This is a genomic window from Brevundimonas sp., from assembly GCF_046295775.1.
Lineage (GTDB): Bacteria > Pseudomonadota > Alphaproteobacteria > Caulobacterales > Caulobacteraceae > Brevundimonas.
Genome location: NZ_JBKBML010000002.1, coordinates 165506 through 186275, shown reverse-complemented (window position 1 = coordinate 186275; position 20770 = coordinate 165506). Strand labels below are relative to the sequence as shown.

Sequence of the window (20770 nt, the reverse complement as noted above, 5' to 3'; positions counted from 1 at the left end):
GGCGGGGCGTGAACCTGATCCTGTTTGGTCCGCCCGCGGCGGGCAAGGGAACCCAGGCCAAGCGCCTGGTCGAGCAGCGCGGCATGGTTCAGCTGTCGACGGGCGACATGCTGCGCGCCGCCATTGCTTCGGGCTCCGAGCTTGGCCTGAGGGTCAAGGATGTGCTGGCCCGCGGCGATCTGGTGACTGACGAGATCGTCATCGCCCTGATCGAGGATCGTCTGCCCGAGGCCGAGGCCGCCGGCGGGGCCATCTTCGACGGCTTTCCCCGCACCGTCGCCCAGGCCGAGGCGCTGGACGCCATGCTGGCCAAGCGCGGCGGCCAGATCGACCGCGTGGTGCGTCTGAAAGTCGACGACGCCGCCCTGACCGAACGCATCGCCAAGCGTTTCGCAGACCAGGGCCGTCCGGACGATAATCCCGACACGTTCAAGGACCGTCTGGCCGTCTACAATCGCCAGACCGCGCCGCTGCTTCCCTATTATGAAGCCCAGGGCAAGCTGATCGAGATCGACGGCATGGGCGACATCTCCACCGTCGCCAAGGGCATCGACGCCGCCCTGGCCTGACGATGCGGGCGCGGAGATGAAGCGGGGCTGACTTTCGGGCGGGATGCGCGTTCATGTCCAATGCCGCATCATGACCGGGTGTCCTTGAGCCCGCCAGCCAATCATCCACGCGCACGCATGGCCGCCGCTCTTCTGAGCGTTGCGGCCGTTCACGCCGGCCTGTTCGTCGTGCTGAGCCAGGAAAAGGCGGGCGAGCCCGTGGTTTCGCCGCCGCCCTTCGTCGTGACCCTGACCCCGCCTTTCGTCATGCCGCCGCTGCCGCCCCCCCAGGCCGATCCGGCGCCCAGCGATGGCGGCGGAGCGCCGGCCGCGCCTTCCATCGTCCGACCCGCGCTTCGCCCGCCCGCCACGCCTGTCGAGATCACGGCCCCGCCCGAGCCGGTGCCCGAACCAGATCCGATCGTGGTGGGCCAGGCGCCGATCGCCGGGCCGGTAGCAGGTGCTGGGCAGGGCGGCGAAGGAACCGGGACCGGCGGAGGCTCGGGTTCAGGCGCGGGCCCCGGGGCCGGCGGGCGCTTTCAGGTGCTGCGCGGCCCCACGCTGGACGAGCGCCGACGCGCCCACCCCCCAGCCGCTCTGCGCGCAGGTCGATCAGGCCGCGCCGCCATGTCCTGCGTCATCGGCCTGGACGAGCGGCTCAGCGATTGCCGTGTCGTCAGCGAGACGCCGGAAGGCCAAGGGTTCGGCCAGGCGGCATTGACCCTCGCGCCTGCGTTTCGCGCCCGACCGCCGGTCGCGGACGGGCGGCCTCAGTCGGGAACGCGCGGAGTGTTTGGGGTCGTCTTCGGTCGGGATGGATGACCTATCCCGTTTGTCGGCGCTCCGACCGTTGACGAAATCGGAATCAGGGGTATAAGGGCCGCCTTCCGCGAAGGGCGCGCACGCTCCTGGTCTGTTGACCGGAGCGTTTCCTGCGTCTGACAACGCGTATCTGGAGATTTTCGTGGCCCGTATCGCTGGCGTCAACATTCCGACCAACAAGCGCGTCGAAATCGCGCTTCAGTACATCCATGGCATCGGCGCGCACGCCGCCAAGGAGATCACGGCGAAGGTGGGCATCGAGCCCGAGCGCCGCGTCAACCAGCTGACGGACGCCGAAGTCCTGCAGATCCGTGAGACGATCGACAAGGATCACACCGTCGAGGGCGACCTGCGCCGCGAGACGTCGATGAACATCAAGCGTCTGATGGACCTGGCCTGCTATCGCGGCCTGCGTCACCGCAAGGGCCTGCCGGTCCGCGGCCAGCGCACGCACACCAACGCTCGCACCCGCAAGGGTCCCGCCAAGCCGATCGCCGGCAAGAAGAAGTAAGACATAGCCATGGCCAAGGAACAGGGTCGCGTTAAGCGCCGCGAACGCAAGAACATCACCTCGGGCGTCGCCCACGTGAATGCGTCGTTCAACAACACCATGATCACGATCACCGATGCCCAGGGCAACGCGATCTCGTGGTCGTCGGCCGGTCACATGGGCTTCAAGGGTTCGCGCAAATCGACCCCCTACGCCGCCCAGATGGCCGCCGAAGATGCAGGCAAGAAGGCGCAGGAACACGGCGTGAAAACGCTGGAAGTCAATGTTTCCGGTCCGGGTTCCGGTCGTGAATCGGCCCTGCGCGCGCTGCAGTCGGTCGGCCTGACGATCACCACGATCCGCGACGTGACGCCGATGCCGCACAACGGCTGCCGTCCGCCCAAGCGCCGCCGCGTCTAAACGCGACAGCGCCGCACGACCCCCTATTCCCGCCAACCGCGCCCCGTCGACAGGGCGCGGATCTGGCGAAACCCGTTCGAGGGACAAAATGATCGAGAAGAACTGGCAAGAGCTGATCCGTCCCGAGAAACCGCAGATCGAGATCGGCTCCGACGCCCAACGCAAGGCGCGTCTGGTGGCCGAACCTCTGGAGCGCGGTTTCGGCGTGACGCTCGGCAACGCCCTGCGGCGTGTGCTGCTGTCCTCGCTGCAAGGCGCGGCGGTTACGGCCATCCAGATCGACGGCGTGGTCCATGAATTCTCGTCGCTGGAAGGCGTGCGGGAAGACGTGGTCGACATCGTCCTGAACATCAAGCAACTGGCGCTGCGCATGCACGCCGAGGGCCCCAAGCGCATGACGCTGAAGGCCACCGGTCCGGGCGCGGTGACCGCCGGCCAGATCGACGTGCCGTCGGACATCGAGGTTCTGAACCCCGACCACGTGATCTGCACCCTGGACGACGGCGCTTCGGTGCGCATGGAACTGACGGTCCAGAACGGCAAGGGCTACGTCGCCGCCGAAATGAACCGTCCGGAAGACGCCCCCATCGGCCTGATCGCCGTCGACGCTCTGTACTCGCCGGTGAAGCGCGTCGCCTATCGCGTCGAGCCGACCCGTCAGGGCCAGTCGCTGGACTACGACAAGCTGATCATGGAAGTCGAAACCAACGGCGCCGTGACCCCGGTGGACGCGGTGGCTTACGCTTCGCGCATCCTCCAGGACCAGCTGCAGATCTTCATCACCTTCGACGAGCCCAAGGCGGCGGTCGAACAGGCGGACGGCAAGCCCGACCTGCCGTTCAACCCGGCCCTGCTGAAGAAGGTGGACGAGCTGGAACTGTCGGTTCGTTCGGCCAACTGCCTGAAGAACGACAACATCGTCTACATCGGCGACCTGATCCAGAAGACCGAGGGCGAGATGCTTCGCACCCCGAACTTCGGCCGCAAGTCGCTGAACGAGATCAAGGAAGTGCTGGCGACCATGGGCCTCAGCCTCGGCATGGATGTGCCGAACTGGCCGCCGGAAAACATCGAAGACCTGGCCAAGAAGTTCGACGACCAGATCTAAGTTTCAACCCTCCGCCCAAGACCTTCGAGGTCGCGGAGCGGTTAGAATGAGAGAGCCCCAGGTCCGCACGGTTCGCGGAAACCAGGGTTGAGTAGGAGAGACCCCGATGCGCCACGGCGCCGCCTATCGTAAGCTCGGCCGTACGGTCAGCCACCGCCAGGCCATGTTCGCCAACATGGCCGCCTCGCTGATCAAGCACGAGCAGATCACGACCACCCTGCCCAAGGCGAAGGAACTGCGTCCCTTCGTCGAGAAGCTGGTGACCCTGGCCAAGAAGGGCGACCTGCACGCTCGTCGTCAGGCGATCAGCCAGGTCCGCGACGTGCCGCAGGTCGGCAAACTGTTCGAGACGCTCGGCCCGCGCTACGCCGAGCGCAACGGCGGCTACATCCGCATCATGAAGGCGGGCTACCGCCACGGCGACAACGCGCCGATGGCCGTGATCGAGTTCGTCGATCGCGACGCCGACGCCAAGGGTCTGGATTCGGGCCCGGTCGAAGCCTTCGAGGGCGACGACGAAGCCTGATCGGCCTCTGTGCCGACTGATCTATCAAGGGGCGGCTGGAGCGATCCGGCCGCCTCTTTGCATGCCGGAACCCAGATGACCGAAGACGTCTGCATCGTCGCATTCGAGCCCCGCCATGCCGAGGCCTGGGCCGCGCTGAACACCGCCTGGCTGATCGAAGGGGGCTTCGACATTGAGGCTAAGGACCGCAAGGTTATTGACGATCCGCAGGGGCAGATCCTGGCGCCCGGGGGGCGCATCTTCGTGGTGGAGCAGGCGGGGCAGGCCATCGGCTGCTGCGCGTTGATGGCCATGGAGGACGGCGGGTTCGAGGTGGCCAAGATGACCGTGGCGCCGGCCGCGCGGGGGCGGGGGTTGTCACGGCGACTGCTGGAGGCCTGCGAGGCCGAGGCGCGGACGCTGGGCGCGCACAGGCTGTATCTGGAGACTTCCAGCACGCTGACCGTCGCCGGGCGGCTGTATCGCAGCTGCGGCTTCGTCGAACTGCCGCCGCGGCCCACCCCGTATGTTCGCGCCGATGTCTTCATGGAAAAGACGCTGGGCTGACGCCTTATTCCTTCGACAGGTCCTGCCGCTGGAACCAGGCCAGGGCGGCGAAGAAGGGGATAAAGGTCCAGGCCGCCAGGCTGACGATCGCCTTGGCGACCAGCGTCGTCTGATTGGTCTGGATCGCGGCCTTTAGACTGTCGAACGCAAGGCCCGGCATGAGCATATGCGCCAGCCAGCCGGTCAACTCCAATCCGAAGACCGGGGCCAACTGGCCCAGGAAGAACTGGGCGATGCCGACGATCAGCGGCATGAACAGCGCCGCCAGCAGCGACCGCGTGAGCACCGCGGCCAGCAAGGCCAGCATCAGGAACTGCATCACCCGCACCATGCCGGCGAGAAACAGCAGCGCCAGATCACCCAGCTGCGCGCCGCTGAGGCTGAAGGCGAAGTTGCGCTGATACATGGCGCCGCGGATCGCCTCGGCGCCCATGGCGCTGGCCAGGTAGGCGACCATGGCGGCGGCGACCAGCATCTTCACCACGCCGACCTTGCCGATGATCGTATTGGCGCGGCTGTTGCGCGCCAACGTCAGCCGGGCCGTCTCCCAACGGTAGTCGCCCGCGAAGACGACGGCCGCGCCAATCAGCACAAAGGCCAGGACTGCGGGATTGGCCAGGCTTGCAGCCTGGTTGACCAGGGCCCCGCCCATATCCAGGACGCCCCCCGTTCCGGTCAGTTCGGGCGGCAGTTGAACGTCCTTCAGCTCGCTCGTCCGCTGCTGGATCATGAAGTAGCCGAAAACGGTCAGGGCGAGGCCGGCCAAGGGCGCGAAGAGCACGCTCCAAAACATGGCCGAGCGGTTGCGCCACAGGCGATAGCCCTCGGAACGAATGGCGTCAGACAGCATCACGGTCTCCCGTCTCGGCCATGAAGACGCTTTCCAGGTCGCCGCCGACCCAGCGCGCCTCGTCGATGTCGACGCCCTTTTCGATCAGGGCGCGGAGCAGGCCAGGGGCCTCGGCGCGGGCCAGGCTGGCCAGAACGGCGTCGCCTTCGATCGTCCCGCGCTCGCCCAGCACGCCCATCATCGTCGCCAGCGGCGTGCCGGACAGGCGCAGACGTTCGCCCGCGCCGGCCATCAACTCGCTGACCTTGCCCTCGGCGGCCAGGCGGCCCTTGTTGAAGATGGCGACGCGGTCGCAGACGCGCTGGACCTCAAGCAGCTGGTGGCTGGCGAGGATGACGGTGACGCCGTCATTGTCGGCCAGCGATCGGATCAGGGCGCGCATCTCCTGAATGCCGGGCGGGTCCATGCCCGAGGTCGGCTCATCCAGGATGACGAGGTCAGGCCGCGTCATCAGGGCGGCGGCCACGCCCAGCCGTTGCAGCATGCCGACGGAGAAGCCCCGCACCTTCCGGTTCGCCGCCGCCGACAGGCCGACCCGGTCCAGCCAGGCGTCGATCTCGACCGAGCGGGCCTCGCCATGGGCGAGCGAAAGCCAGACCAGAACCTGGCGCGCCGTCATGTAGGGCGGAAAGCGGGGCGTCTCGATCATGGAGCCGACGCGGCGCATGGCGGTGGGATCGCCCGGACGGCCGGCCAGAATTTCCACCTCGCCCTGCGTCGGCCGGATCAGCCCCAGCAGAATTCGAAACAGCGTCGACTTGCCTGCGCCATTCGGTCCCAGCACGCCGTACACGCCGCCGCGCGGCACGATCAGGTCGAGGCCATTGAGGGCGCGCACTGCGCCGTAGGTCTTGGTCAGGCCTCGGGTCTGGATAACGGTGCTCATAGAATGAAACCTGCCCCGGTTCGCCCTGAGGCGACAAGCCGTCTTACGCCTGTCGCGGATTAAGCTTAGGCAATGTTGGACAGCTGTTACGGAGTATCACGTGCTTCACCGTCTGGCCGGACTGGCCCTGACCCTCGCCCTCGCCGCCTGCGCCAGCGCACCGACCCAGGGGGTCGTCGATCAAGCCGAGCGGCCGCTGGTGATCCTGGTCTCGATCGACGGCTTCCATCCGGACTATCTGACGCGTGGCGATACGCCGGTCCTGTCCCGCCTAGCTGCCGAGGGCGCCAGCGGGCCCATGAGGCCGTCGTTTCCGACGGTGACCTTTCCCAATCACTACACGTTGGTGACCGGCCTTCATCCGGACAATCACGGCATTGTGGCCAACAATATGGTGGACGCCGAACTAGGCCGTTTCAGTCTGGGCAATGCTGCGGCGGTGACCGACCGCCGCTGGTGGGATCAGGGCGAGCCGATCTGGGTCACGGCCGAGAACGCAGGCGTTGTCACCGGCACCATGTTCTGGCCGGGCTCGGAGGCCGAGATCCGGGGCGTGCGGCCGACGCACTGGACCAGGTTCGACCAGTCGATGCCCGGCGATGCGCGGGTCGACCGCGTGCTGGGCTGGCTGGACCTGCCCGAGGGCCAGCAGCCGCGCTTCAGCACCCTGTATTTCGACATCGTTGACACCGCGGGTCACCGCCACGGACCGGACGGGACGGCGACGCGCGAGGCGGTGCGGTCGGTCGACGCCTCGATCGGACGGCTGGTCGAGGGGCTGAAGGCGAGAGGGCTCTATGAGCGCACCGTACTGGTCATCGTCTCCGATCACGGCATGGCGGCGACCTCGCCTGATCGGACGCTGTATCTGGACGACATGATCGATCCCGAGGCGGTTCAGATCGTCTATTCCGGCCCGGTCACCTTCCTGAACCCCATCGAAGGCCGCCGCGCCGAGGTTGAGGCGGCGGTGCTGGGCGCGCGGCCGCATCTGGAGTGCTGGCGCAAGGCGGACATCCCGGCGCGCCTGGCCTTCGGCCGCAACGCCAGGGTGAGCGAAGTCGTCTGTTTGGCCGAAACCGGCTGGCTGCTGGCCACGCGCGCGCGGCCGGTGACCCGCGAGGGCGGGGCGCACGGCTATGACAACCAGTCGCCCGAGATGCAGGCCATCTTCATCGCCCACGGACCGGGCGTGGCGCGGGGCCGGACCCTGACCGATCTGGACAGCGTGGACGTGCAGCCGTTCCTGGGCCGCCTGCTGGGCATCGAGGTCCCGGCGGGCGACGGCCGACCGCAGGACACCTTGGCGGTCATGGCGCAGTAACGCCTGACAGCTTGTGCACGACGGCCGCCGCGGCTTGAGCTAGAGAGCGGCGGCCATGTCCATCCTGCATCCCAAGGCCCGGCGCGCGGCGCTGGCCTTCATCTTCGTCACGGCCGTGCTCGACATCGTCGCCATGGGGATCGTCATCCCCGTGCTGCCCCATCTGATCGAGGAGTTCGTCGGCTCCAATGCGCGCGCTGGCCTGCTGAACGGCGTGTTCGTGGCGCTGTGGGCGGGCGCGCAGTTCCTGGCCTCGCCGGTGATCGGATCCTTGTCGGATCAGTATGGGCGCCGGCCGGTCATCCTGATCAGCTGCGCCGGCCTGGCGGTCGATTATGCGCTGATGGCGCTGGCGCCGAACCTGTGGTGGCTGGCGGTCGGGCGGCTGATCGCGGGCGTCACCTCGTCCAGCTTCACCACCATCTACGCCTACATGGCCGACATAACCGAGCCGGCGAAGCGGGCGCGGGCCTATGGCCTAATCGGCGCGGCTTTCTCGGGTGGCTTCGTGCTGGGGCCGGTGATGGGCGGATTCCTGGGCGAGTTCGGCCCTCGGGTTCCGTTCTGGGTGGCGGGGGCCCTGTCGGGCGTGGCCTTCCTGTACGGCCTGTTCATCCTGCCCGAGAGTCTGCCGATCGAGCGGCGCATGAAGTTCAGCTGGCGGCGCGCAAATCCGGTCGGCGCCATGATGCTGCTGAAGCGGCACGCGGAACTGGCCGGTCTCGCGGTCGTGAATTTCCTGCTCTATTTCGCCCACCACGTCTTTTCGGCGGTGTTCGTGCTCTACGCCGGGCTGCGCTATGGGTGGGGTCCGTGGCAGGTGGGGGCGCTTCTGGCCCTGGTCGGCGTACTCGACATGATCGTCCAGGGCGTGCTGGTCGGCCCGATCTCGAAGCGGTTCGGCGACCGCGCCACCATGATCTTCGGCCTGTTCGGCGGGACGGTCGGCATCGCTCTGATGGGCTGGGCGCCGACGGGCGTGGCCTTCATCGTCGCCATGCTGCCGAACGCCCTTTGGGGGCTGGCCATGCCCACCCTGCAGTCGTTGATGACGCGCCGCGTGGGCGAGGACGAGCAGGGTCAGCTGCAGGGCGCGAACATGAGCGTGGCGTCCATCGCCGGCGTGCTGTCGCCGCTGTTCTTCGGCTGGATCTATTCCATCTCGACGGAGGCGGATTCACCCATCCATCTGCCGGGCCTGGCCTTCTATCTGGCGGCGATCGTGCTGCTGATGGCGGCAGGGATCGGCTGGGTCACCGCGCGGCAGGCGGAACGCGCGGAGGCCGCGTCCGTTTGAGGCGCCGCGCCGCCTTGATCACGCCGGAAAAGCGTTGCGGAATGGCGACGCTGTTTTTCGCCTGATCGACGGATGACCATGAAGCCTTCCTGTATCGCCATCGCCGCCGCCATGGGTCTGGCCGCCTGCGGCCAGCCGCAGCCCTCAAAGGCCCAGGAAGGCGTCTTCGCCGAGGCTCCGCGCCAGCTGCCGGCCGACGCCGCGTCGATGAAGTCCAGCTTCGCCCCGGTCGTGCGACAGGCCGCGCCGGCCGTGGTGAACATCGCCGCGCGTGGCGTGCAGCAGGTTCGCGATCCCTTCTGGGGCATTCCCGGTCAGCGTCAGACCGGCTCGGTCGGTTCGGGCGTCATCGTGCGGTCCGACGGCGTGGTGGTGACCAACAATCACGTCATCCAGGGCATGCAAGAAATCCGCGTCACCCTGAACGACCGGCGTGAATTCCCCGCGCGCGTCCTCCTGGCCGACGAACGGTCAGACATCGCCGTGCTTCAGCTGGAGCGGGTCGACGGCGACCTGCCCGTGCTGCGGATCGACGACCAGGAAGAACAGCAGATCGGCGACCTGGTCCTGGCCATCGGCAACCCGTTTGGCGTCGGCCAGACGGTGACCAACGGCATCATTTCGGCCCTGAACCGAACCGAGACCGGCATCACCGATTCCGGCTCCTTCATCCAGACCGACGCGGCCATCAACCCCGGCAATTCGGGCGGGGCGCTGGTGGACATGGATGGGGACCTGATCGGCATCAACACAGCCATCTTCTCGCGCACGGGCTCGTCCAGCGGCGTGGGCTTCGCGGTTCCGGCGGCTATGGTCAGGCGCGTGGTGGAGAGCGCGGTCGGCGGCGCGTCCAGCGTGGTGCGGCCGTGGCTGGGCGTGCGCGGCGACACGGTGTCATCCGACATCGCGCGCAGCCTGGGGCTTGAGCGACCGCAGGGGCTGATCGTCACCGACGTCTACGCCAACGGCCCAGGCGCGCGCGCCGGTTTGCGCGAAGGCGACGTCATCACGGCCATCGACGGCGGCGAGGTCAACGATCAGGGCGGGCTGAACTATCGCGTCGGCACCCGTTCGCCCAATGACACGGTGCGGGTGACCGTTCTGCGCGATGGTCGGAACCAGACTCTGGACGCGCGGGTCAGCACCCTGCCGGGCGACGCCGATCCGGGCGACGGCCAGGTCGTGTCGCAAGGCGCGCTGGCCGGCATTCGCGGCGTGCCGCTGAACCCCGCGCTGGCCGACCGCCTGGGCGGAGATCCGTTCACCAACGGCGTGGTCGTCACCGGCGTGACGAGCGGCAGCGTGCCGGCCCGCATCGGTCTGCGGCCGCGCGACCTGATTCGTTCGGTGGACGGCCGGGCCGCGACCTCGCTGGCGGTGATCGGTCAGGCGCGGCGCGGGTCCGAGCTGGTGATCGTCCGCGGCGGGCGACAACTGACGGGCCGACTGCCCTAGGCGTCAGCGCTAGGCGGGCCCGCCGATCGACCACAGGTGCCCGAAGGGGTCGCGCAGCTGGCCGTAGCGGTCGCCCCAGAACTGCTCCTCCATCGGCATGATCGGCTCGGCCCCGTTGGCCAACGCACGCGCCCACCACTCGTCGGGATCGGCGACCTGAAGATGCAGGGTCACGCCCTTGGGCTTGATGTCGGCTTCGCCGTGATACTCAGGGAATTCGTCGTTCAGCATGACGCTGGCGCCGTTGATGCGGAGGTGACAGTGCATCAGCCGCTCGCCGTCCTCGGCCAACTTACGCGTCAGTTCGACGGCGGCGAAGGCGCGCTGGTAAAACTCGCTGGCCGCCTGGCCCCCGCGTGAGGGGATGGTCAGGTGCGGGGTGACGCCGCCGGTCGGGCCCTGTTCGTTATGGTCGTCGGACATGATTTCCTCCGTGCATGCGATGCTAACGCGTGAAAAGCCGTCGGCGACCGCCTATCTCTGACAGCTCATGAGCGATCTGTTCGAAGCCTCCGGCATCCACCCGCCCGACGCGCCTCTGGCCGACCGGCTGCGCCCCCGCACGCTGGATGAGGTGGTGGGCCAGGATCATCTGCTGGGCGAGGGCGGGCCCATCCGGCGCATGATCGAGGCCGGCCGACTGGGCTCGATGATCCTGTGGGGCCCGCCGGGCACCGGCAAGACCACCATCGCGCGCCTTCTGGCTCAGGCCGCGGGCTATCAGTACCAGCAGATCAGCGCCGTCTTCTCGGGCGTGGCCGATCTGAAGAAGGCGTTCGAGCAGGCGCGGGTGCGGCGCGCGGCGGGGCAGAGCACCCTGCTGTTCGTTGACGAGATCCACCGTTTCAACCGCGCCCAGCAGGACGGCTTCCTGCCCTTCGTGGAGGAGGGGGTGGTCACCCTGGTCGGGGCCACGACCGAGAATCCCAGCTTCGAGCTGAACGGCGCCCTGCTGTCGCGTTCGCAGGTCTATGTGCTGAAGCGGCTGGACGACGCGGCGCTGGATCAGTTGCTGGCGCGGGCCGAGGCGCACGAGGGCCGGCCGCTGCCGCTGACGCCCGAGGCGCGTCAGGCCATGGCGGCGCTGGCCGACGGGGACGGCCGCTATCTGCTGACCATGTCCGAGGTGTTGTTCGACCTGCCGCAGACTGAGCCTATGGACGTGCAGGCCCTGGCCGGCGTGCTTCAGCGCCGAGCGCCCGCCTACGACAAGAGCCGGGAAGAGCACTACAACCTCATCAGCGCCCTGCATAAGTCGGTGCGCGGCTCGGACCCCGACGCGGCGCTCTACTGGCTGGCTCGGATGCTGAACGGCGGCGAAGATCCGCTGTATCTGGCGCGGCGCATCGTGCGCATGGCGGTCGAGGACATCGGCGAGGCCGACCCGCTTTCGATCCTGGTCGCCAATGCGGCCAAGGACACCTACCACTTCCTGGGCAGTCCCGAGGGAGAGCTGGCTCTGGCCCAGGCTGTGGTGCATCTCGCCACCGCGCCGAAGTCCGTGGGCGTCTACGAAGCCTTCAAGGCCGCCAAGCGCGCCGCCCACGAAACCGGCAGCCTGATGCCGCCGGCCCATATCCGCAACGCGCCGACCAAGCTGATGAAGTCGCTGGGCTACGGAAAGGGCTATCAGTACGACCCCGACACGCCCGAGGGTTTCTCGGGCGCCGACTTCTTCCCCGACGAGATGGAGCGGCGCGTCTTCTACAAGCCCAAGGGCGAGGGCCACGAGGAAAAGATCAAGTCGCGGCTGGACCGTTGGGCCGAAATGCGGGCGCGGATGCAGGGCGACAATGGGGAAAACTGAACGCCGTTCATTGTTAACCCCCTCGACTTGGGTCTAGCGTCGGGATCGGAACTCCTGGGGAGGGGGCGATGATCGAGATGATGCGCCATCCGCGCGCGCCGTGGCATCTGTGGCTGGTCGGCGTGCTGTCGCTGCTTTGGAATGCCTTCGGGGCCTGGGACTTCATCCAGACCACCACCCGTGGCGAGGCTTATATGCGGGCCATGGGCATGAGCGAGGATATGATCGCCTACTATGAGGCCCTGCCGGCCTGGATGTACGGGCCGTGGATTCTTGGTGTTTGGGGCGCGGTGCTCGGATCAATCCTGCTGATGGCGCGGTCGCGCTGGGCGGTCGTGGCGTTGGCCTTGTCCTTTCTGGGGGCGTTGATCAGCCTGATCTACGGCAAGCTGGTCGACCCGCCGCCGGCGCCGCCGGTTGGCATGGAGGTCACCGAGTGGATGCCCTACGGCATTCTGCTGATCGCCGCTCTGCTGCTCTGGTACGCGCTGGCCATGGCGAAGCGCGGCGTGCTGCGCTAACCCCGGCGCGTGACCCGCGCACCCGTCGACCTGAGCCCCGAAGACATCGCCGCCGTCCGCTCGTGGGTGATCCACGAGGACGCGCATCTGATCGCGTTTGCCAAGCCGTCGGGCCTTTCCAGCCAGGGCGGGCGGATCAAGGCGCATACGCTGGACGACCTGCTGTGGGCCTTCATGCGCTCGAACGGCAAACGGCCCGAGCTGGTGCATCGGCTGGATCGCGACACCTCGGGCGTCATTCTGGCGGCCAAGACCAAGCCGGCGGCCGGCGCGCTGGGCAAGGCGATCCAGATGCGCAAGGTATCCAAGACCTATCTGGCGCTGGTGTCCGAAGCGCCCCAGCCGCGCGACGGGCGCATCACCGCCCCGCTGCGCCGCGAAGAGATCGGGCGCGAAAGCTATATGCGCGTCGTGGCTTTTGACGCCCCCGGCGCCCAAGGGGCCGAGAGCGGCTATCGCACCTTGGCGGCCAGTGAGGATGGGGCTTTGGTGGAGCTGTCGCCGGTGACGGGGCGGATGCACCAGCTTCGGGTGCACATGGCCTCGATCGGGCGGCCGCTGGTGGGCGACGTGCGTTATGGCGGCGCGCTGACGTTCGGCGGACGTGCGGCGTCGCGTCTCATGCTGCACGCAGCGTCGCTCAGCTTTCCGCATCCCGAAACCAGCGAGCGCACGACCGTCACTGCCCCTCCGCCGGAGGATTTCCAGGCGGCGATGCGCGCTGCTGGACTGGCGGGGAACGAACCGGGGGCATGAAGCGCTAATCTGGTGAAAACCGGAGACAACGCCATGAAGCGCCTCGCCATTCTGCCGATCCTCGCCGCCTCGACCCTGGCTCTGTCCGCCTGCGCGAGCCTAGCGCCGTATGGGCCGCAAACCTCGGCTGGCGGGCAGGGCTTCACCGAGCAGCGGATCGAGTCCAACCGGTTCCGGGTGAACTACTATGGCGTCGGCGCGCCGGGTCCCGTGGCCGATCTGGCCTTGCTCAGGGCGGCGGAGCTCACGACCCAGCAGGGCTATGACTGGTTCGAGGTGACCCAGCGTTGGATCGACGGCCGTCCCGACAGCGCCGGCGGCGTGCGTCCCTCGGTCGGTGTCGGCTACAGCTCGGGTCGCTATGGCGGCTATTCCGCCTCCGGCGTCGGCGTGGGCCTGGGGCTGAACTTCAGCGGTCCGTCGCCGACCTCGACCACGCTGGAGGTGCTTATGGGCCGGGGCCAGCGCCCGGACCGACCCAACGCCTATGATGCGCGCGGCGTGCAGGACTCGGTTGGCGCTCGCAGAGGTCTTTGAGCCTCTAGAACGGCCAGCGCGCCATGGCGGCGGCGAAGCCAAGCAGTGGGATGAACATCAGGGTCATCAGCGCAAGTCGGATTCGCGTGGCCTTGATCTCGACGAAGGCAGGCTGAAAATCAGGCTGGTCGCGCGCCGACTTCGCCCAGCGCATGAAGCGCAGCGTCGGGGTGATCGACAGCAGGCCGATCAGCAGGAAGGTCGCCAGCTTGGCCCAGAAGAAGGGGTTGGCTTCGTAAAAGCTCCACCCCTTTCCGCCCCACACCACCCGCGCCACGCCGACGCCCAAGACCAGCGCCGATGTCAGACCGACGCCGGCGTCGATGCGCGCCAGGCGGCGGGTGTCGATGACGGGCGCCGACACCAGGGCGCGTTCCAGAACCAGCATCCCGAACAGGCCGAACACAAGGACATGATGCAGGATGGCGAGCAGCAGGTCGGGCATGGCGGCTTCGCTTTCGGTGCAGCCTCTGTAATAAGCCGCCGATGATGACACGTTTTCTGCTTGTGGCGAGCGGCGGGGCCTTGGGGGCCATGGCGCGCTATGGCGTGGGCATGGTGGCCTTGCGCTGGGGCGGGATTGGCGGCTGGCCCTGGGGCACCTTTGCTGTCAACGCCATCGGCGGGTTGCTGATGGGTCTGCTGGCGGGCTGGCTGGCCTTGCGCGGGACCGCAGGGCAGGAGAGTGTTCGCCTGTTCGCCGCCGTCGGTCTGCTGGGCGGTTTCACCACCTTTTCGGCCTTTTCTCTGGAGACGGCGTTGATGATCCAGCGCCGGGAGCTGGCGCTGGCTGCCGCCTATGTCGCCGGCTCGGTGGTCGTGGCAATCGGGGCGCTGTTTGTCGGGCTTTGGCTGGCGCGGAGGGCCTTCGCATGAGCCGCGAAGTCCAGACCCTGTACGTCGCCGAGGCCGAAGACGGCATTCGCCTTGACCGGTGGTTCAAGCGCCGCTGGCCCCACCTGTCGCACATCCAGGTCGAGAAGATGGCTCGCAGCGGCCAAATCCGCGTCGACGGCTCGCGCGCCAAGCCGCAGGATCGGCTGACCGCCGGGGCCGCGATCCGCGTGCCGCCTCTGCCCGACGCCAATCCGCGCCAGCCGGGCGACAAGCACGAACTGACCGAGCGCGACGTGGCCTACGCCAAGTCGCTGGTGCTGTATGAAGACGACTCGGTCATCGCCCTGAACAAGCCGCACGGCCTGGCGGTGCAGGGCGGCACCAAGACCACCAAGCACGTCGACCGCCTGCTGTCGGCCTGGGGCGAGGGGATGGATCGGCCGCGTCTGGTGCACCGGCTCGACCGCGACACCTCGGGCGTGCTGCTGCTGGGCAAGGGGCCCGAGGCGGCCAAGCGGCTGGCCGGCGCCTTCGCGCGGCGTCAGGCCAAGAAGACCTATTGGGCCATCGTCATCGGCAACCCTAAGCCTGTGTCCGGCCAGGTCGATCTGGCGCTGAAGAAGACCGGCATCAACGACTTCGAGATGATGCGGCCCGCCGATCCCAAGGACCACGGCGCCGAGCCGGCCGAGACCGCCTATGCGACGCTCAGCCGGGCGGCGCATCGCGCGGCCTGGATGGCGCTGAGGCCCTTCACCGGCCGGACCCACCAGCTGCGCGCCCACATGGCTGCGATCGGCCATCCCATCCTGGGCGACCCCAAATACGGCACCGAGCAGTCGGCCGAGCTGAGCGGGCCGCTGAGGTTGCAGTTGCACGCTCGACGCATCGAGCTGGATCACCCCGGCGGCGGCAAGCTGATCGTCGAGGCCCCGCTGAGCCCCGAGATGAAGGCCGGCTTCGCCCACTTCGGCTTTTCCGAAGACGAGGCGGACGAGGACCCCTTCGCCGGAGTGAGGCGCCTGCGTTGAGGCCTCTGGCGGTCTTCGACATCGACGGCACCCTGGTCGACAGCCGAGTGCTGATCCACGAGGCGGCGGCGGCCGGCGCGCGGGCGGTGGGACTGCCGGACCCGACCTATGACGAAGTGCGCCAGACCGTGGGTCTGTCGCTGCCGGTCGCGATGCGCGCGCTGGCGCCTGACATCCCGGACGCGGCGCTGGATCGGTTCGTAGCAGGCTTTCAGGCCTATTTCCGGGCCCATTACGATGCGGGGCGCGAAGAGCCGCTGTATCCGGGCGTCGACGACATGCTGCGCCGTCTTCGAAAAGACGGCTGGCGGCTAGCCTTGGCGACGGGGCAGAACCGGCGTGGCGTGGTGCGGAACCTGGCGCGGGCCGGGTGGGGCGACACCTTCATATCGGCCCACTGCGCGGAGGACGGGCCGGGCAAGCCGGATCCGACGATGTTGCGCGCGGCCATGACCGCCTGTCGGGCCTGCGCCGCCACTACGGTCATGATCGGCGACACTGGTCACGACCACCGCATGGCGGTGAACGCAGGCGTGCCCGCCTATGGCGTGGCCTGGGGATTCAACACCGTCGAGGAGCAACTGGCCGCGGGAGCGGCGCTGGTTGCGACGGACTGGCCTGACCTGGAAGCCGCGCTCGACCGTTTCGCTGTCCAAGCCTTCGAGACCGCCTGATGCATATTCCGCCTCTGGATCCCAACGTCGCGGCCCGAAAGGGCTTTCGCGAGTCCGAAGAGCGCATCAAGCGCTTCTGGAAGACCGCCAGCACGGAGGCGCGTGACGGCGGCTGGATCGTTCTGCTGGACGGCCGCGCGCCCAAGACGCCGGCCGGCGCCGCGCTGGTCCTGCCGACCGAAGCCGCCGCGCAGCTGGTCGCGGATGAGTGGAACGCTCAGGGCGAGCATCTGGCCCCCGCGACCATGCCGGCCACCCGCCTAGCCTCCACCGCCATCGACCGCATTGGCCAGGCCCGCGAGCCGGTGGCTGACGAGATCGCCGCCTACGCGGGCTCGGACGCCCTCTGCTACATCGCTGAGGCACCGACCGGTCTGATCGAACGCCAAGCGCGCGAGTGGACGCCTTGGCGTGAGTGGGCGGCGCGGGAACTGGGCGTCGCGCTGCATCCGGCTGAGGGCATCGTGCACCGCGCCCAGCCAGCCGAGTCCCTGTCGCGGGTGAAGGCGCTGGCGCTGGAACTGGACGACTTCGCCCTGACGGGTTTGGCGACGGTCGTGCCGCTTTTCGGATCGGCGGTGCTCGGTTTGGCGATGCATAGCGGCGCTCTGTCGGCCGAGGAGGCGTTTGAAATCTCGCGACTGGAGGAACGTTTCCAGGAAGAGCAGTGGGGTCAGGACGCCGAGGCCGCCGAGCGCGCCGCCGCCCGCCGCGACGAGGCCGTGCTGTTGCAGCGATGGTTCGAGGCGCTGCGCACCTAACTTTCCATATCGGAAAGTTTTCACTTGCCAATGTGGAAAGTCTGGTTCATTTTCCATTGTGGAAAGTGAGGAAGGCACCATGACCGACGACAATCAGAGCCCGCAGGACGCACTGGCCTCCATCACCGCCGCCCGCGCGGGGATCGTCAAGGATACGCGCTATCCGCTGTCCTGGGACTTGGGCTACGGCGCGATCTGCGGCGCCATGGTCGGCGGTCAGGCGCTGCCGACCTTGTGGGCGGGGCTAGTGCTGGTTTTCGCCATGGCGGGCCTGGTTCTGGCGATCCAGGCCTGGCGCAAGGAGATGGGCTACTGGGTCAACGGCTATTCACCGCGTCGGGCGCGCTGGGTGGCGATTGGCCTGGCGGTGCTGCTGATCGCCCTGATGGGCGTGTCTCTGTGGTTCCGCTTCAACGGGATGCACTGGGGCGGTCTGATCACCTTCGCGCTGGGCTTCACGGCGGCGGTCGTGGGCGGGCGGCTGTGGATGAGGACCTGGAAGGCGGAGTTGGCGGAGGAGGGGCAGTGACTGCGCCGGCCTTCGATCCGATCATCCACGCCCCGGGACGACTGCAACTCTGCGCCATCCTGTCCAGTGTCGACGAGGCCGAGTTCACGGTGCTGAAGGAGGCGGTACAAGTGTCGGACTCCGTCATGTCCAAACACCTGAAGCAGTTGGAGGAGGCGGGCTATGTCACTCTGTCCAAGGCGGCGCGCGAAGGTCGGCAACGGACCTGGGCGGCCCTGACGAAGGCGGGGCGTCAGGCCTTCACCGCCCACGTCGCCGAGTTGAACCGACTGGCCGCCGCGACCCTGCCGGTCTGAGGGTCAGAAGAACAGCGAGGCTTCGCCGCGCAGGATCGCCTCGGCCTCAGCCGTATGCTTGGCGTCGGAGCGGTCATGCAGAATCAGGGGCGGCAGCAGGCGCAGCGGGGCCTTGCCGCCCCGAACGGCCTGGAACAGCACACGCTTTGCGGCTTCGTCGGCGTGGGGCTGGACCGGGCGAATGGCGAACGAGCCGGCCTTGGCGCCCAACAGCGCCAGCAGGTCGGCCAGGCGGTCGGCGCGATGAATGACGACGATGCGACCGCCGTCCTTCGTCGCCGCCAGCAAGAAATCGGTCCAGGCCTTCAGTCCGTCGTCGGCCATCCAGGCGGCGCGCTTGCCCTCGGCGGGCGCGCGCAGGGCGTTCGCGTCATCGAAAAAGGGCGGGTTAGAGACGGACCAGTCGAAACGGTCCAGCTCGAGCGCGCGAAAGCCGGCGGAGACGTCGCCGCTGATGATCTCCGCCGGCGCGCTGTTCATTGTGGCGTTCCAGCGCGCTAGGCCGGCGGCGTCGGCTTCGCGCTCCAGCCCGGTTAGGCTGACGCCGGGCCGCCGTTTCGCCAACTGCATCAGCACCGCGCCGGCCCCGCATCCGGCTTCGATCAGACGCTCGCCGGGCCGCGCCTCGACGGCGGCCGCCAGCAGGGCGGCGTCCATGCCGGCGCGGTAGCCGCGTTCAGGCTGCATCAGGCGGACACGACCGTCCAGCAGTCGGCTTTCGACGGCGTTTTCGGTGGCGGAAGAGGACGGGTCTGACACGGCGATCCTTCTTGACCCATGGGGGGCGCGCCACCATTGTGCGCCGCATCGCGACCGGGCAAGCCGGCGTATCGTTTTTGCGGGCGCAACGACGTCCGCCTCGGTGGTGAAAGAGTTTTCCTTTGGACGCTGCAACCGTCGCCGCTCCCCGCGCCAAGGGTGATGTGGAGGCCCTGGCCCGTCTGGCCAAGGTCGACATGGCGGCGGTCGACGCCCTGATCCTGGAGCGGATGCAGTCCGACGTGCCGGTGATCCCGCGCCTGGCCGAACATCTGGTTGCAGCGGGCGGCAAGCGGCTGCGTCCCCTTCTAACCGTGGCGGCGGCCCGCGCCTCGGGCGCGACCGACGAGATCGCCGCCCCGCGCAAGCTGGCCGCTGCCGTCGAGTTCATCCACACCGCCACCCTTCTGCACGACGATATTGTCGACGGGTCGGAGATGCGGCGCGGCAAGGTCGCGGCGCATCTGATCTATGGCGCGGCGTCGTCGGTGCTGGTCGGCGACTTCCTGTTCGCTCGCGCCTTCGAGCTGATGGTCGAAACGGACTCCATGCGCGCGCTGGGCGCCTTGGCCCATGCCTCCAGCGTCATCGCCGAGGGCGAGGTGCTGCAGCTGACGCGGGCCCACGATCTGAACCTGGATCAGGCTACCTATCTGCAGATCATCCGCGCCAAAACGGCCGAGCTGTTCGCGGCGGCCGCAGAATCGGGCGCGGTGGGGGCGGGCGCCGACGAAGCTGCGGTTAAGGGCCTGCGCGATTACGGCATGGCGCTGGGCGTGGCCTTCCAACTCGCAGACGACGCCCTGGATTACGGCGGCGCGTCCGAGGCCTTGGGCAAGAACGCTGGCGACGATTTCAACGAGGGCAAGGCGACGCTGCCGCTGCTGCTGGCGGTCCAGCGCACGCGCGGCCGCGAGGACGCCTTCTGGGAACGCACCGTCACCAAGGGCGAGCGCGCGCCGGATGACTTCCGCCGCGCGCGCGAACTGATCATCTGCACCGGCGCGGTAGGCGCGACCCTGGATCTGGCAGGCGACTACGCTGACCAGGCCAAGGCGGCGCTGAGCGTGCTGCCCGCTGGCGAATGGCGTGAGGCCCTGGAACGTTTGGCCGACTTCTCCGTCAGCCGCGCGGCCTGACCTACAGGCCGATCCGCGTCCGCACCTGTTCCGGGGTTACGCCATCGCCGCGCAGCTCCGCCAGGGTCACCGAGCGGTCGCGCTTGGCGTAGCGACGACCGTCCGGTCCGCTCAGCAGGCGGTGATGGCGGTAGGTCGGCGCGGGCCAGCCCATCAGGGCCTGGATTAGACGCTGGATGTGCGTGGCCTCGAACAGGTCTTCACCTCGGATCACCTGGGTCACGCCCTGCAGGGCGTCGTCGTGAGTGACTGCGAGGTGGTAGGCGACGCCGGCGTCCTTGCGCGCCACGATGACGTCCCCCGCCGTTTCCGGGCGCGCCGCTAAGCGGCCGGTCTCGCCGTTGGGACCTTGGCCGGTTTCACTGAACGACAGGGCGGCCCAGGCCTCTTCTCCCAGCGCCTCGCGCGCGCGATCCAGCGAGAGCCGCCAGGCGAAGGGCCGGTCAGAGGCCAGAAGGCGGGCTTCCTCGTCCGCCACGTGGGGTCCGGGACGCACAGCCTCGACGGGGCCATGGGGCGCGTCGCCGATGACGGCGGCGACCTCCTTGCGGGTGCGGAAGCACCGGTACAGCAGGCCGCGCGCCCGCATGTGTTCAATGGCTGTGGCGTAGTCGTCCAGATGATCCGACTGACGCCGCACCGGCCCGTCCCAGTCCAGGCCCAGCCAGGCGAGGTCCTCGAGAATCCCCGCCTCGTATTCGGGCCGGCAGCGGGTAGGGTCGATGTCCTCGATGCGCAGCAGGAAACGTCCGCCTGCATCACGCGCAGCCCGCCACGCGGTCAGCGCCGAATAGGCGTGGCCCAGATGCAGCCGGCCGGTCGGGGAGGGGGCGAAGCGGGTGACGAGCAAA

27 protein-coding genes are annotated in these 20770 nt (G+C 68.3%); 21 read left to right on the top strand and 6 right to left on the bottom strand.

Going from position 1 to position 20770, the window contains the following annotated elements; translation table 11 throughout:
• Positions 1-8: 8 nt before the first annotated feature.
• From ACK4I0_RS02505 to ACK4I0_RS02475, 7 genes are all read left to right on the top strand, one after another.
• Entirely contained in the window at positions 9-569 is a 561-nt protein-coding gene (locus tag ACK4I0_RS02505; protein WP_409607671.1) for an adenylate kinase, read from the top strand.
• Positions 570-686: 117 nt separating this feature from the next.
• Positions 687-1370 carry an energy transducer TonB gene (locus ACK4I0_RS02500; RefSeq protein WP_409607669.1) on the top strand — a complete coding sequence of 228 codons (684 nt, stop codon included), beginning with the start codon at positions 687-689 and terminating at the stop codon, positions 1368-1370.
• Between the two features lie 142 nt (positions 1371-1512).
• Positions 1513-1881, top strand: coding sequence for a 30S ribosomal protein S13 (gene rpsM / locus ACK4I0_RS02495; RefSeq protein ID WP_409607667.1), 369 nt, complete (start codon positions 1513-1515; stop codon positions 1879-1881).
• A 9-nt stretch (positions 1882-1890) separates the two neighbouring features.
• Positions 1891-2280 carry a 30S ribosomal protein S11 gene (gene rpsK / locus ACK4I0_RS02490; protein WP_409607665.1) on the top strand — a complete coding sequence of 130 codons (390 nt, stop codon included), beginning with the start codon at positions 1891-1893 and terminating at the stop codon, positions 2278-2280.
• Between the two features lie 88 nt (positions 2281-2368).
• A complete protein-coding gene (locus tag ACK4I0_RS02485) occupies positions 2369-3388 on the top strand; it encodes a DNA-directed RNA polymerase subunit alpha (RefSeq protein WP_409607663.1) in 1020 nt (339 codons plus the stop codon).
• Positions 3389-3494: 106 nt separating this feature from the next.
• Positions 3495-3914 (top strand): 50S ribosomal protein L17, encoded by a 420-nt coding sequence (rplQ, locus tag ACK4I0_RS02480; protein WP_409607661.1) that lies wholly within the window; start codon positions 3495-3497, stop codon positions 3912-3914.
• Positions 3915-3989: 75 nt separating this feature from the next.
• Positions 3990-4460: a GNAT family N-acetyltransferase gene (locus ACK4I0_RS02475; protein WP_409607659.1), complete on the top strand. Its 471-nt coding sequence runs from the start codon at positions 3990-3992 to the stop codon at positions 4458-4460.
• A 4-nt stretch (positions 4461-4464) separates the two neighbouring features.
• On the opposite strand, the gene ACK4I0_RS02470 is transcribed toward ACK4I0_RS02475, so the two are convergent.
• Both ACK4I0_RS02470 and ACK4I0_RS02465 read right to left on the bottom strand, forming a co-directional pair.
• Positions 4465-5310 (bottom strand): hypothetical protein, encoded by an 846-nt coding sequence (locus ACK4I0_RS02470; protein ID WP_409607657.1) that lies wholly within the window; start codon positions 5308-5310, stop codon positions 4465-4467.
• Positions 5300-6196, bottom strand: a complete 897-nt coding sequence (locus ACK4I0_RS02465; RefSeq protein WP_409607655.1) for an ABC transporter ATP-binding protein — start codon at positions 6194-6196, stop codon at positions 5300-5302. The genes ACK4I0_RS02470 and ACK4I0_RS02465 overlap by 11 nt, the downstream gene beginning before the upstream one ends.
• Positions 6197-6296: 100 nt before the next feature.
• On the opposite strand from ACK4I0_RS02465, the gene ACK4I0_RS02460 reads away from it, so the two are divergent.
• The 3 genes from ACK4I0_RS02460 to ACK4I0_RS02450 all read left to right on the top strand — a co-directional run bounded on the left by ACK4I0_RS02460 (position 6297) and on the right by ACK4I0_RS02450 (position 10272).
• Positions 6297-7520, top strand: coding sequence for an ectonucleotide pyrophosphatase/phosphodiesterase (locus tag ACK4I0_RS02460; RefSeq protein ID WP_409607653.1), 1224 nt, complete (start codon positions 6297-6299; stop codon positions 7518-7520).
• A gap of 55 nt (positions 7521-7575) precedes the next feature.
• The gene (locus tag ACK4I0_RS02455) at positions 7576-8817 is read left to right on the top strand and encodes a TCR/Tet family MFS transporter (RefSeq protein ID WP_409607651.1); all 1242 of its coding nucleotides are present in this window, start codon (positions 7576-7578) and stop codon (positions 8815-8817) included.
• A 78-nt stretch (positions 8818-8895) separates the two neighbouring features.
• Entirely contained in the window at positions 8896-10272 is a 1377-nt protein-coding gene (locus tag ACK4I0_RS02450; protein ID WP_409607649.1) for a trypsin-like peptidase domain-containing protein, read from the top strand.
• Positions 10273-10281: 9 nt separating this feature from the next.
• On the opposite strand, the gene ACK4I0_RS02445 is transcribed toward ACK4I0_RS02450, so the two are convergent.
• Complete coding sequence (locus ACK4I0_RS02445) at positions 10282-10695, bottom strand: VOC family protein (RefSeq protein WP_409607647.1); 414 nt, start codon at positions 10693-10695, stop codon at positions 10282-10284.
• Between the two features lie 67 nt (positions 10696-10762).
• Between ACK4I0_RS02445 and ACK4I0_RS02440 the strand changes: the two genes are divergently transcribed.
• The 4 genes from ACK4I0_RS02440 to ACK4I0_RS02425 all read left to right on the top strand — a co-directional run bounded on the left by ACK4I0_RS02440 (position 10763) and on the right by ACK4I0_RS02425 (position 13893).
• The gene (locus ACK4I0_RS02440) at positions 10763-12079 is read left to right on the top strand and encodes a replication-associated recombination protein A (protein WP_409607645.1); all 1317 of its coding nucleotides are present in this window, start codon (positions 10763-10765) and stop codon (positions 12077-12079) included.
• 68 nt (positions 12080-12147) lie between these two features.
• Positions 12148-12600 carry a hypothetical protein gene (locus ACK4I0_RS02435; protein ID WP_409607643.1) on the top strand — a complete coding sequence of 151 codons (453 nt, stop codon included), beginning with the start codon at positions 12148-12150 and terminating at the stop codon, positions 12598-12600.
• A 9-nt stretch (positions 12601-12609) separates the two neighbouring features.
• On the top strand, positions 12610-13356 hold the full coding sequence (locus ACK4I0_RS02430) for an RluA family pseudouridine synthase (RefSeq protein WP_409607641.1): 747 nt from the start codon (positions 12610-12612) through the stop codon (positions 13354-13356).
• 33 nt (positions 13357-13389) lie between these two features.
• Complete coding sequence (locus tag ACK4I0_RS02425) at positions 13390-13893, top strand: CC0125/CC1285 family lipoprotein (RefSeq protein WP_409607639.1); 504 nt, start codon at positions 13390-13392, stop codon at positions 13891-13893.
• A 4-nt stretch (positions 13894-13897) separates the two neighbouring features.
• Here ACK4I0_RS02425 and ACK4I0_RS02420 read toward each other — a convergent pair whose 3' ends face one another.
• A complete protein-coding gene (locus tag ACK4I0_RS02420) occupies positions 13898-14338 on the bottom strand; it encodes a DUF2214 family protein (RefSeq protein WP_409607637.1) in 441 nt (146 codons plus the stop codon).
• Between the two features lie 44 nt (positions 14339-14382).
• On the opposite strand from ACK4I0_RS02420, the gene crcB reads away from it, so the two are divergent.
• The 6 genes from crcB to ACK4I0_RS02390 all read left to right on the top strand — a co-directional run bounded on the left by crcB (position 14383) and on the right by ACK4I0_RS02390 (position 18021).
• Complete coding sequence (crcB, locus tag ACK4I0_RS02415) at positions 14383-14769, top strand: fluoride efflux transporter CrcB (RefSeq protein ID WP_409607722.1); 387 nt, start codon at positions 14383-14385, stop codon at positions 14767-14769.
• On the top strand, positions 14766-15761 hold the full coding sequence (locus ACK4I0_RS02410) for an RluA family pseudouridine synthase (protein ID WP_409607635.1): 996 nt from the start codon (positions 14766-14768) through the stop codon (positions 15759-15761). Before crcB ends, ACK4I0_RS02410 begins: the two co-directional genes overlap by 4 nt.
• Positions 15758-16435, top strand: a complete 678-nt coding sequence (locus ACK4I0_RS02405; RefSeq protein ID WP_409607633.1) for an HAD family hydrolase — start codon at positions 15758-15760, stop codon at positions 16433-16435. The genes ACK4I0_RS02410 and ACK4I0_RS02405 overlap by 4 nt, the downstream gene beginning before the upstream one ends.
• Positions 16432-17196 carry an ATP12 family chaperone protein gene (locus ACK4I0_RS02400; protein ID WP_409607720.1) on the top strand — a complete coding sequence of 255 codons (765 nt, stop codon included), beginning with the start codon at positions 16432-16434 and terminating at the stop codon, positions 17194-17196. The genes ACK4I0_RS02405 and ACK4I0_RS02400 overlap by 4 nt, the downstream gene beginning before the upstream one ends.
• A gap of 79 nt (positions 17197-17275) precedes the next feature.
• Positions 17276-17725 (top strand): hypothetical protein, encoded by a 450-nt coding sequence (locus ACK4I0_RS02395; protein ID WP_409607631.1) that lies wholly within the window; start codon positions 17276-17278, stop codon positions 17723-17725.
• A complete protein-coding gene (locus ACK4I0_RS02390) occupies positions 17722-18021 on the top strand; it encodes a winged helix-turn-helix domain-containing protein (protein WP_409607629.1) in 300 nt (99 codons plus the stop codon). The genes ACK4I0_RS02395 and ACK4I0_RS02390 overlap by 4 nt, the downstream gene beginning before the upstream one ends.
• Positions 18022-18024: 3 nt before the next feature.
• On the opposite strand, the gene ACK4I0_RS02385 is transcribed toward ACK4I0_RS02390, so the two are convergent.
• Positions 18025-18708 carry a tRNA1(Val) (adenine(37)-N6)-methyltransferase gene (locus tag ACK4I0_RS02385; protein ID WP_409607718.1) on the bottom strand — a complete coding sequence of 228 codons (684 nt, stop codon included), beginning with the start codon at positions 18706-18708 and terminating at the stop codon, positions 18025-18027.
• 194 nt (positions 18709-18902) lie between these two features.
• On the opposite strand from ACK4I0_RS02385, the gene ACK4I0_RS02380 reads away from it, so the two are divergent.
• A complete protein-coding gene (locus tag ACK4I0_RS02380; RefSeq protein ID WP_409607627.1) occupies positions 18903-19919 on the top strand; it encodes a polyprenyl synthetase family protein in 1017 nt (338 codons plus the stop codon).
• A gap of 1 nt (position 19920) precedes the next feature.
• Here ACK4I0_RS02380 and gluQRS read toward each other — a convergent pair whose 3' ends face one another.
• Positions 19921-20769, bottom strand: a complete 849-nt coding sequence (gluQRS, locus tag ACK4I0_RS02375) for a tRNA glutamyl-Q(34) synthetase GluQRS (RefSeq protein WP_409607625.1) — start codon at positions 20767-20769, stop codon at positions 19921-19923.
• Between the last annotated feature and the right edge of the window lies 1 nt (position 20770).

What these genes read in the sequence shown, in the direction of transcription:
- crcB (WP_409607722.1), top strand. Translation starts at nt 14,383, where the DNA reads ATGACACGTTTTCTGCTTGTGGCGAGCGGCGGGGCCTTGGGGGCCATG.
- ACK4I0_RS02435 (WP_409607643.1), top strand. Translation starts at nt 12,148, where the DNA reads ATGATCGAGATGATGCGCCATCCGCGCGCGCCGTGGCATCTGTGGCTG.
- ACK4I0_RS02445 (WP_409607647.1), bottom strand. Translation starts at nt 10,695, where the DNA reads ATGTCCGACGACCATAACGAACAGGGCCCGACCGGCGGCGTCACCCCG.
- ACK4I0_RS02425 (WP_409607639.1), top strand. Translation starts at nt 13,390, where the DNA reads ATGAAGCGCCTCGCCATTCTGCCGATCCTCGCCGCCTCGACCCTGGCT.
- ACK4I0_RS02485 (WP_409607663.1), top strand. Translation starts at nt 2,369, where the DNA reads ATGATCGAGAAGAACTGGCAAGAGCTGATCCGTCCCGAGAAACCGCAG.
- ACK4I0_RS02420 (WP_409607637.1), bottom strand. Translation starts at nt 14,338, where the DNA reads ATGCCCGACCTGCTGCTCGCCATCCTGCATCATGTCCTTGTGTTCGGC.
- ACK4I0_RS02455 (WP_409607651.1), top strand. Translation starts at nt 7,576, where the DNA reads ATGTCCATCCTGCATCCCAAGGCCCGGCGCGCGGCGCTGGCCTTCATC.
- ACK4I0_RS02475 (WP_409607659.1), top strand. Translation starts at nt 3,990, where the DNA reads ATGACCGAAGACGTCTGCATCGTCGCATTCGAGCCCCGCCATGCCGAG.
- ACK4I0_RS02385 (WP_409607718.1), bottom strand. Translation starts at nt 18,708, where the DNA reads ATGCAGCCTGAACGCGGCTACCGCGCCGGCATGGACGCCGCCCTGCTG.
- ACK4I0_RS02450 (WP_409607649.1), top strand. Translation starts at nt 8,896, where the DNA reads ATGAAGCCTTCCTGTATCGCCATCGCCGCCGCCATGGGTCTGGCCGCC.
- ACK4I0_RS02395 (WP_409607631.1), top strand. Translation starts at nt 17,276, where the DNA reads ATGACCGACGACAATCAGAGCCCGCAGGACGCACTGGCCTCCATCACC.
- ACK4I0_RS02500 (WP_409607669.1), top strand. Translation starts at nt 687, where the DNA reads ATGGCCGCCGCTCTTCTGAGCGTTGCGGCCGTTCACGCCGGCCTGTTC.
- rplQ (WP_409607661.1), top strand. Translation starts at nt 3,495, where the DNA reads ATGCGCCACGGCGCCGCCTATCGTAAGCTCGGCCGTACGGTCAGCCAC.
- ACK4I0_RS02465 (WP_409607655.1), bottom strand. Translation starts at nt 6,196, where the DNA reads ATGAGCACCGTTATCCAGACCCGAGGCCTGACCAAGACCTACGGCGCA.
- ACK4I0_RS02470 (WP_409607657.1), bottom strand. Translation starts at nt 5,310, where the DNA reads ATGCTGTCTGACGCCATTCGTTCCGAGGGCTATCGCCTGTGGCGCAAC.
- ACK4I0_RS02440 (WP_409607645.1), top strand. Translation starts at nt 10,763, where the DNA reads ATGAGCGATCTGTTCGAAGCCTCCGGCATCCACCCGCCCGACGCGCCT.
- rpsK (WP_409607665.1), top strand. Translation starts at nt 1,891, where the DNA reads ATGGCCAAGGAACAGGGTCGCGTTAAGCGCCGCGAACGCAAGAACATC.
- ACK4I0_RS02410 (WP_409607635.1), top strand. Translation starts at nt 14,766, where the DNA reads ATGAGCCGCGAAGTCCAGACCCTGTACGTCGCCGAGGCCGAAGACGGC.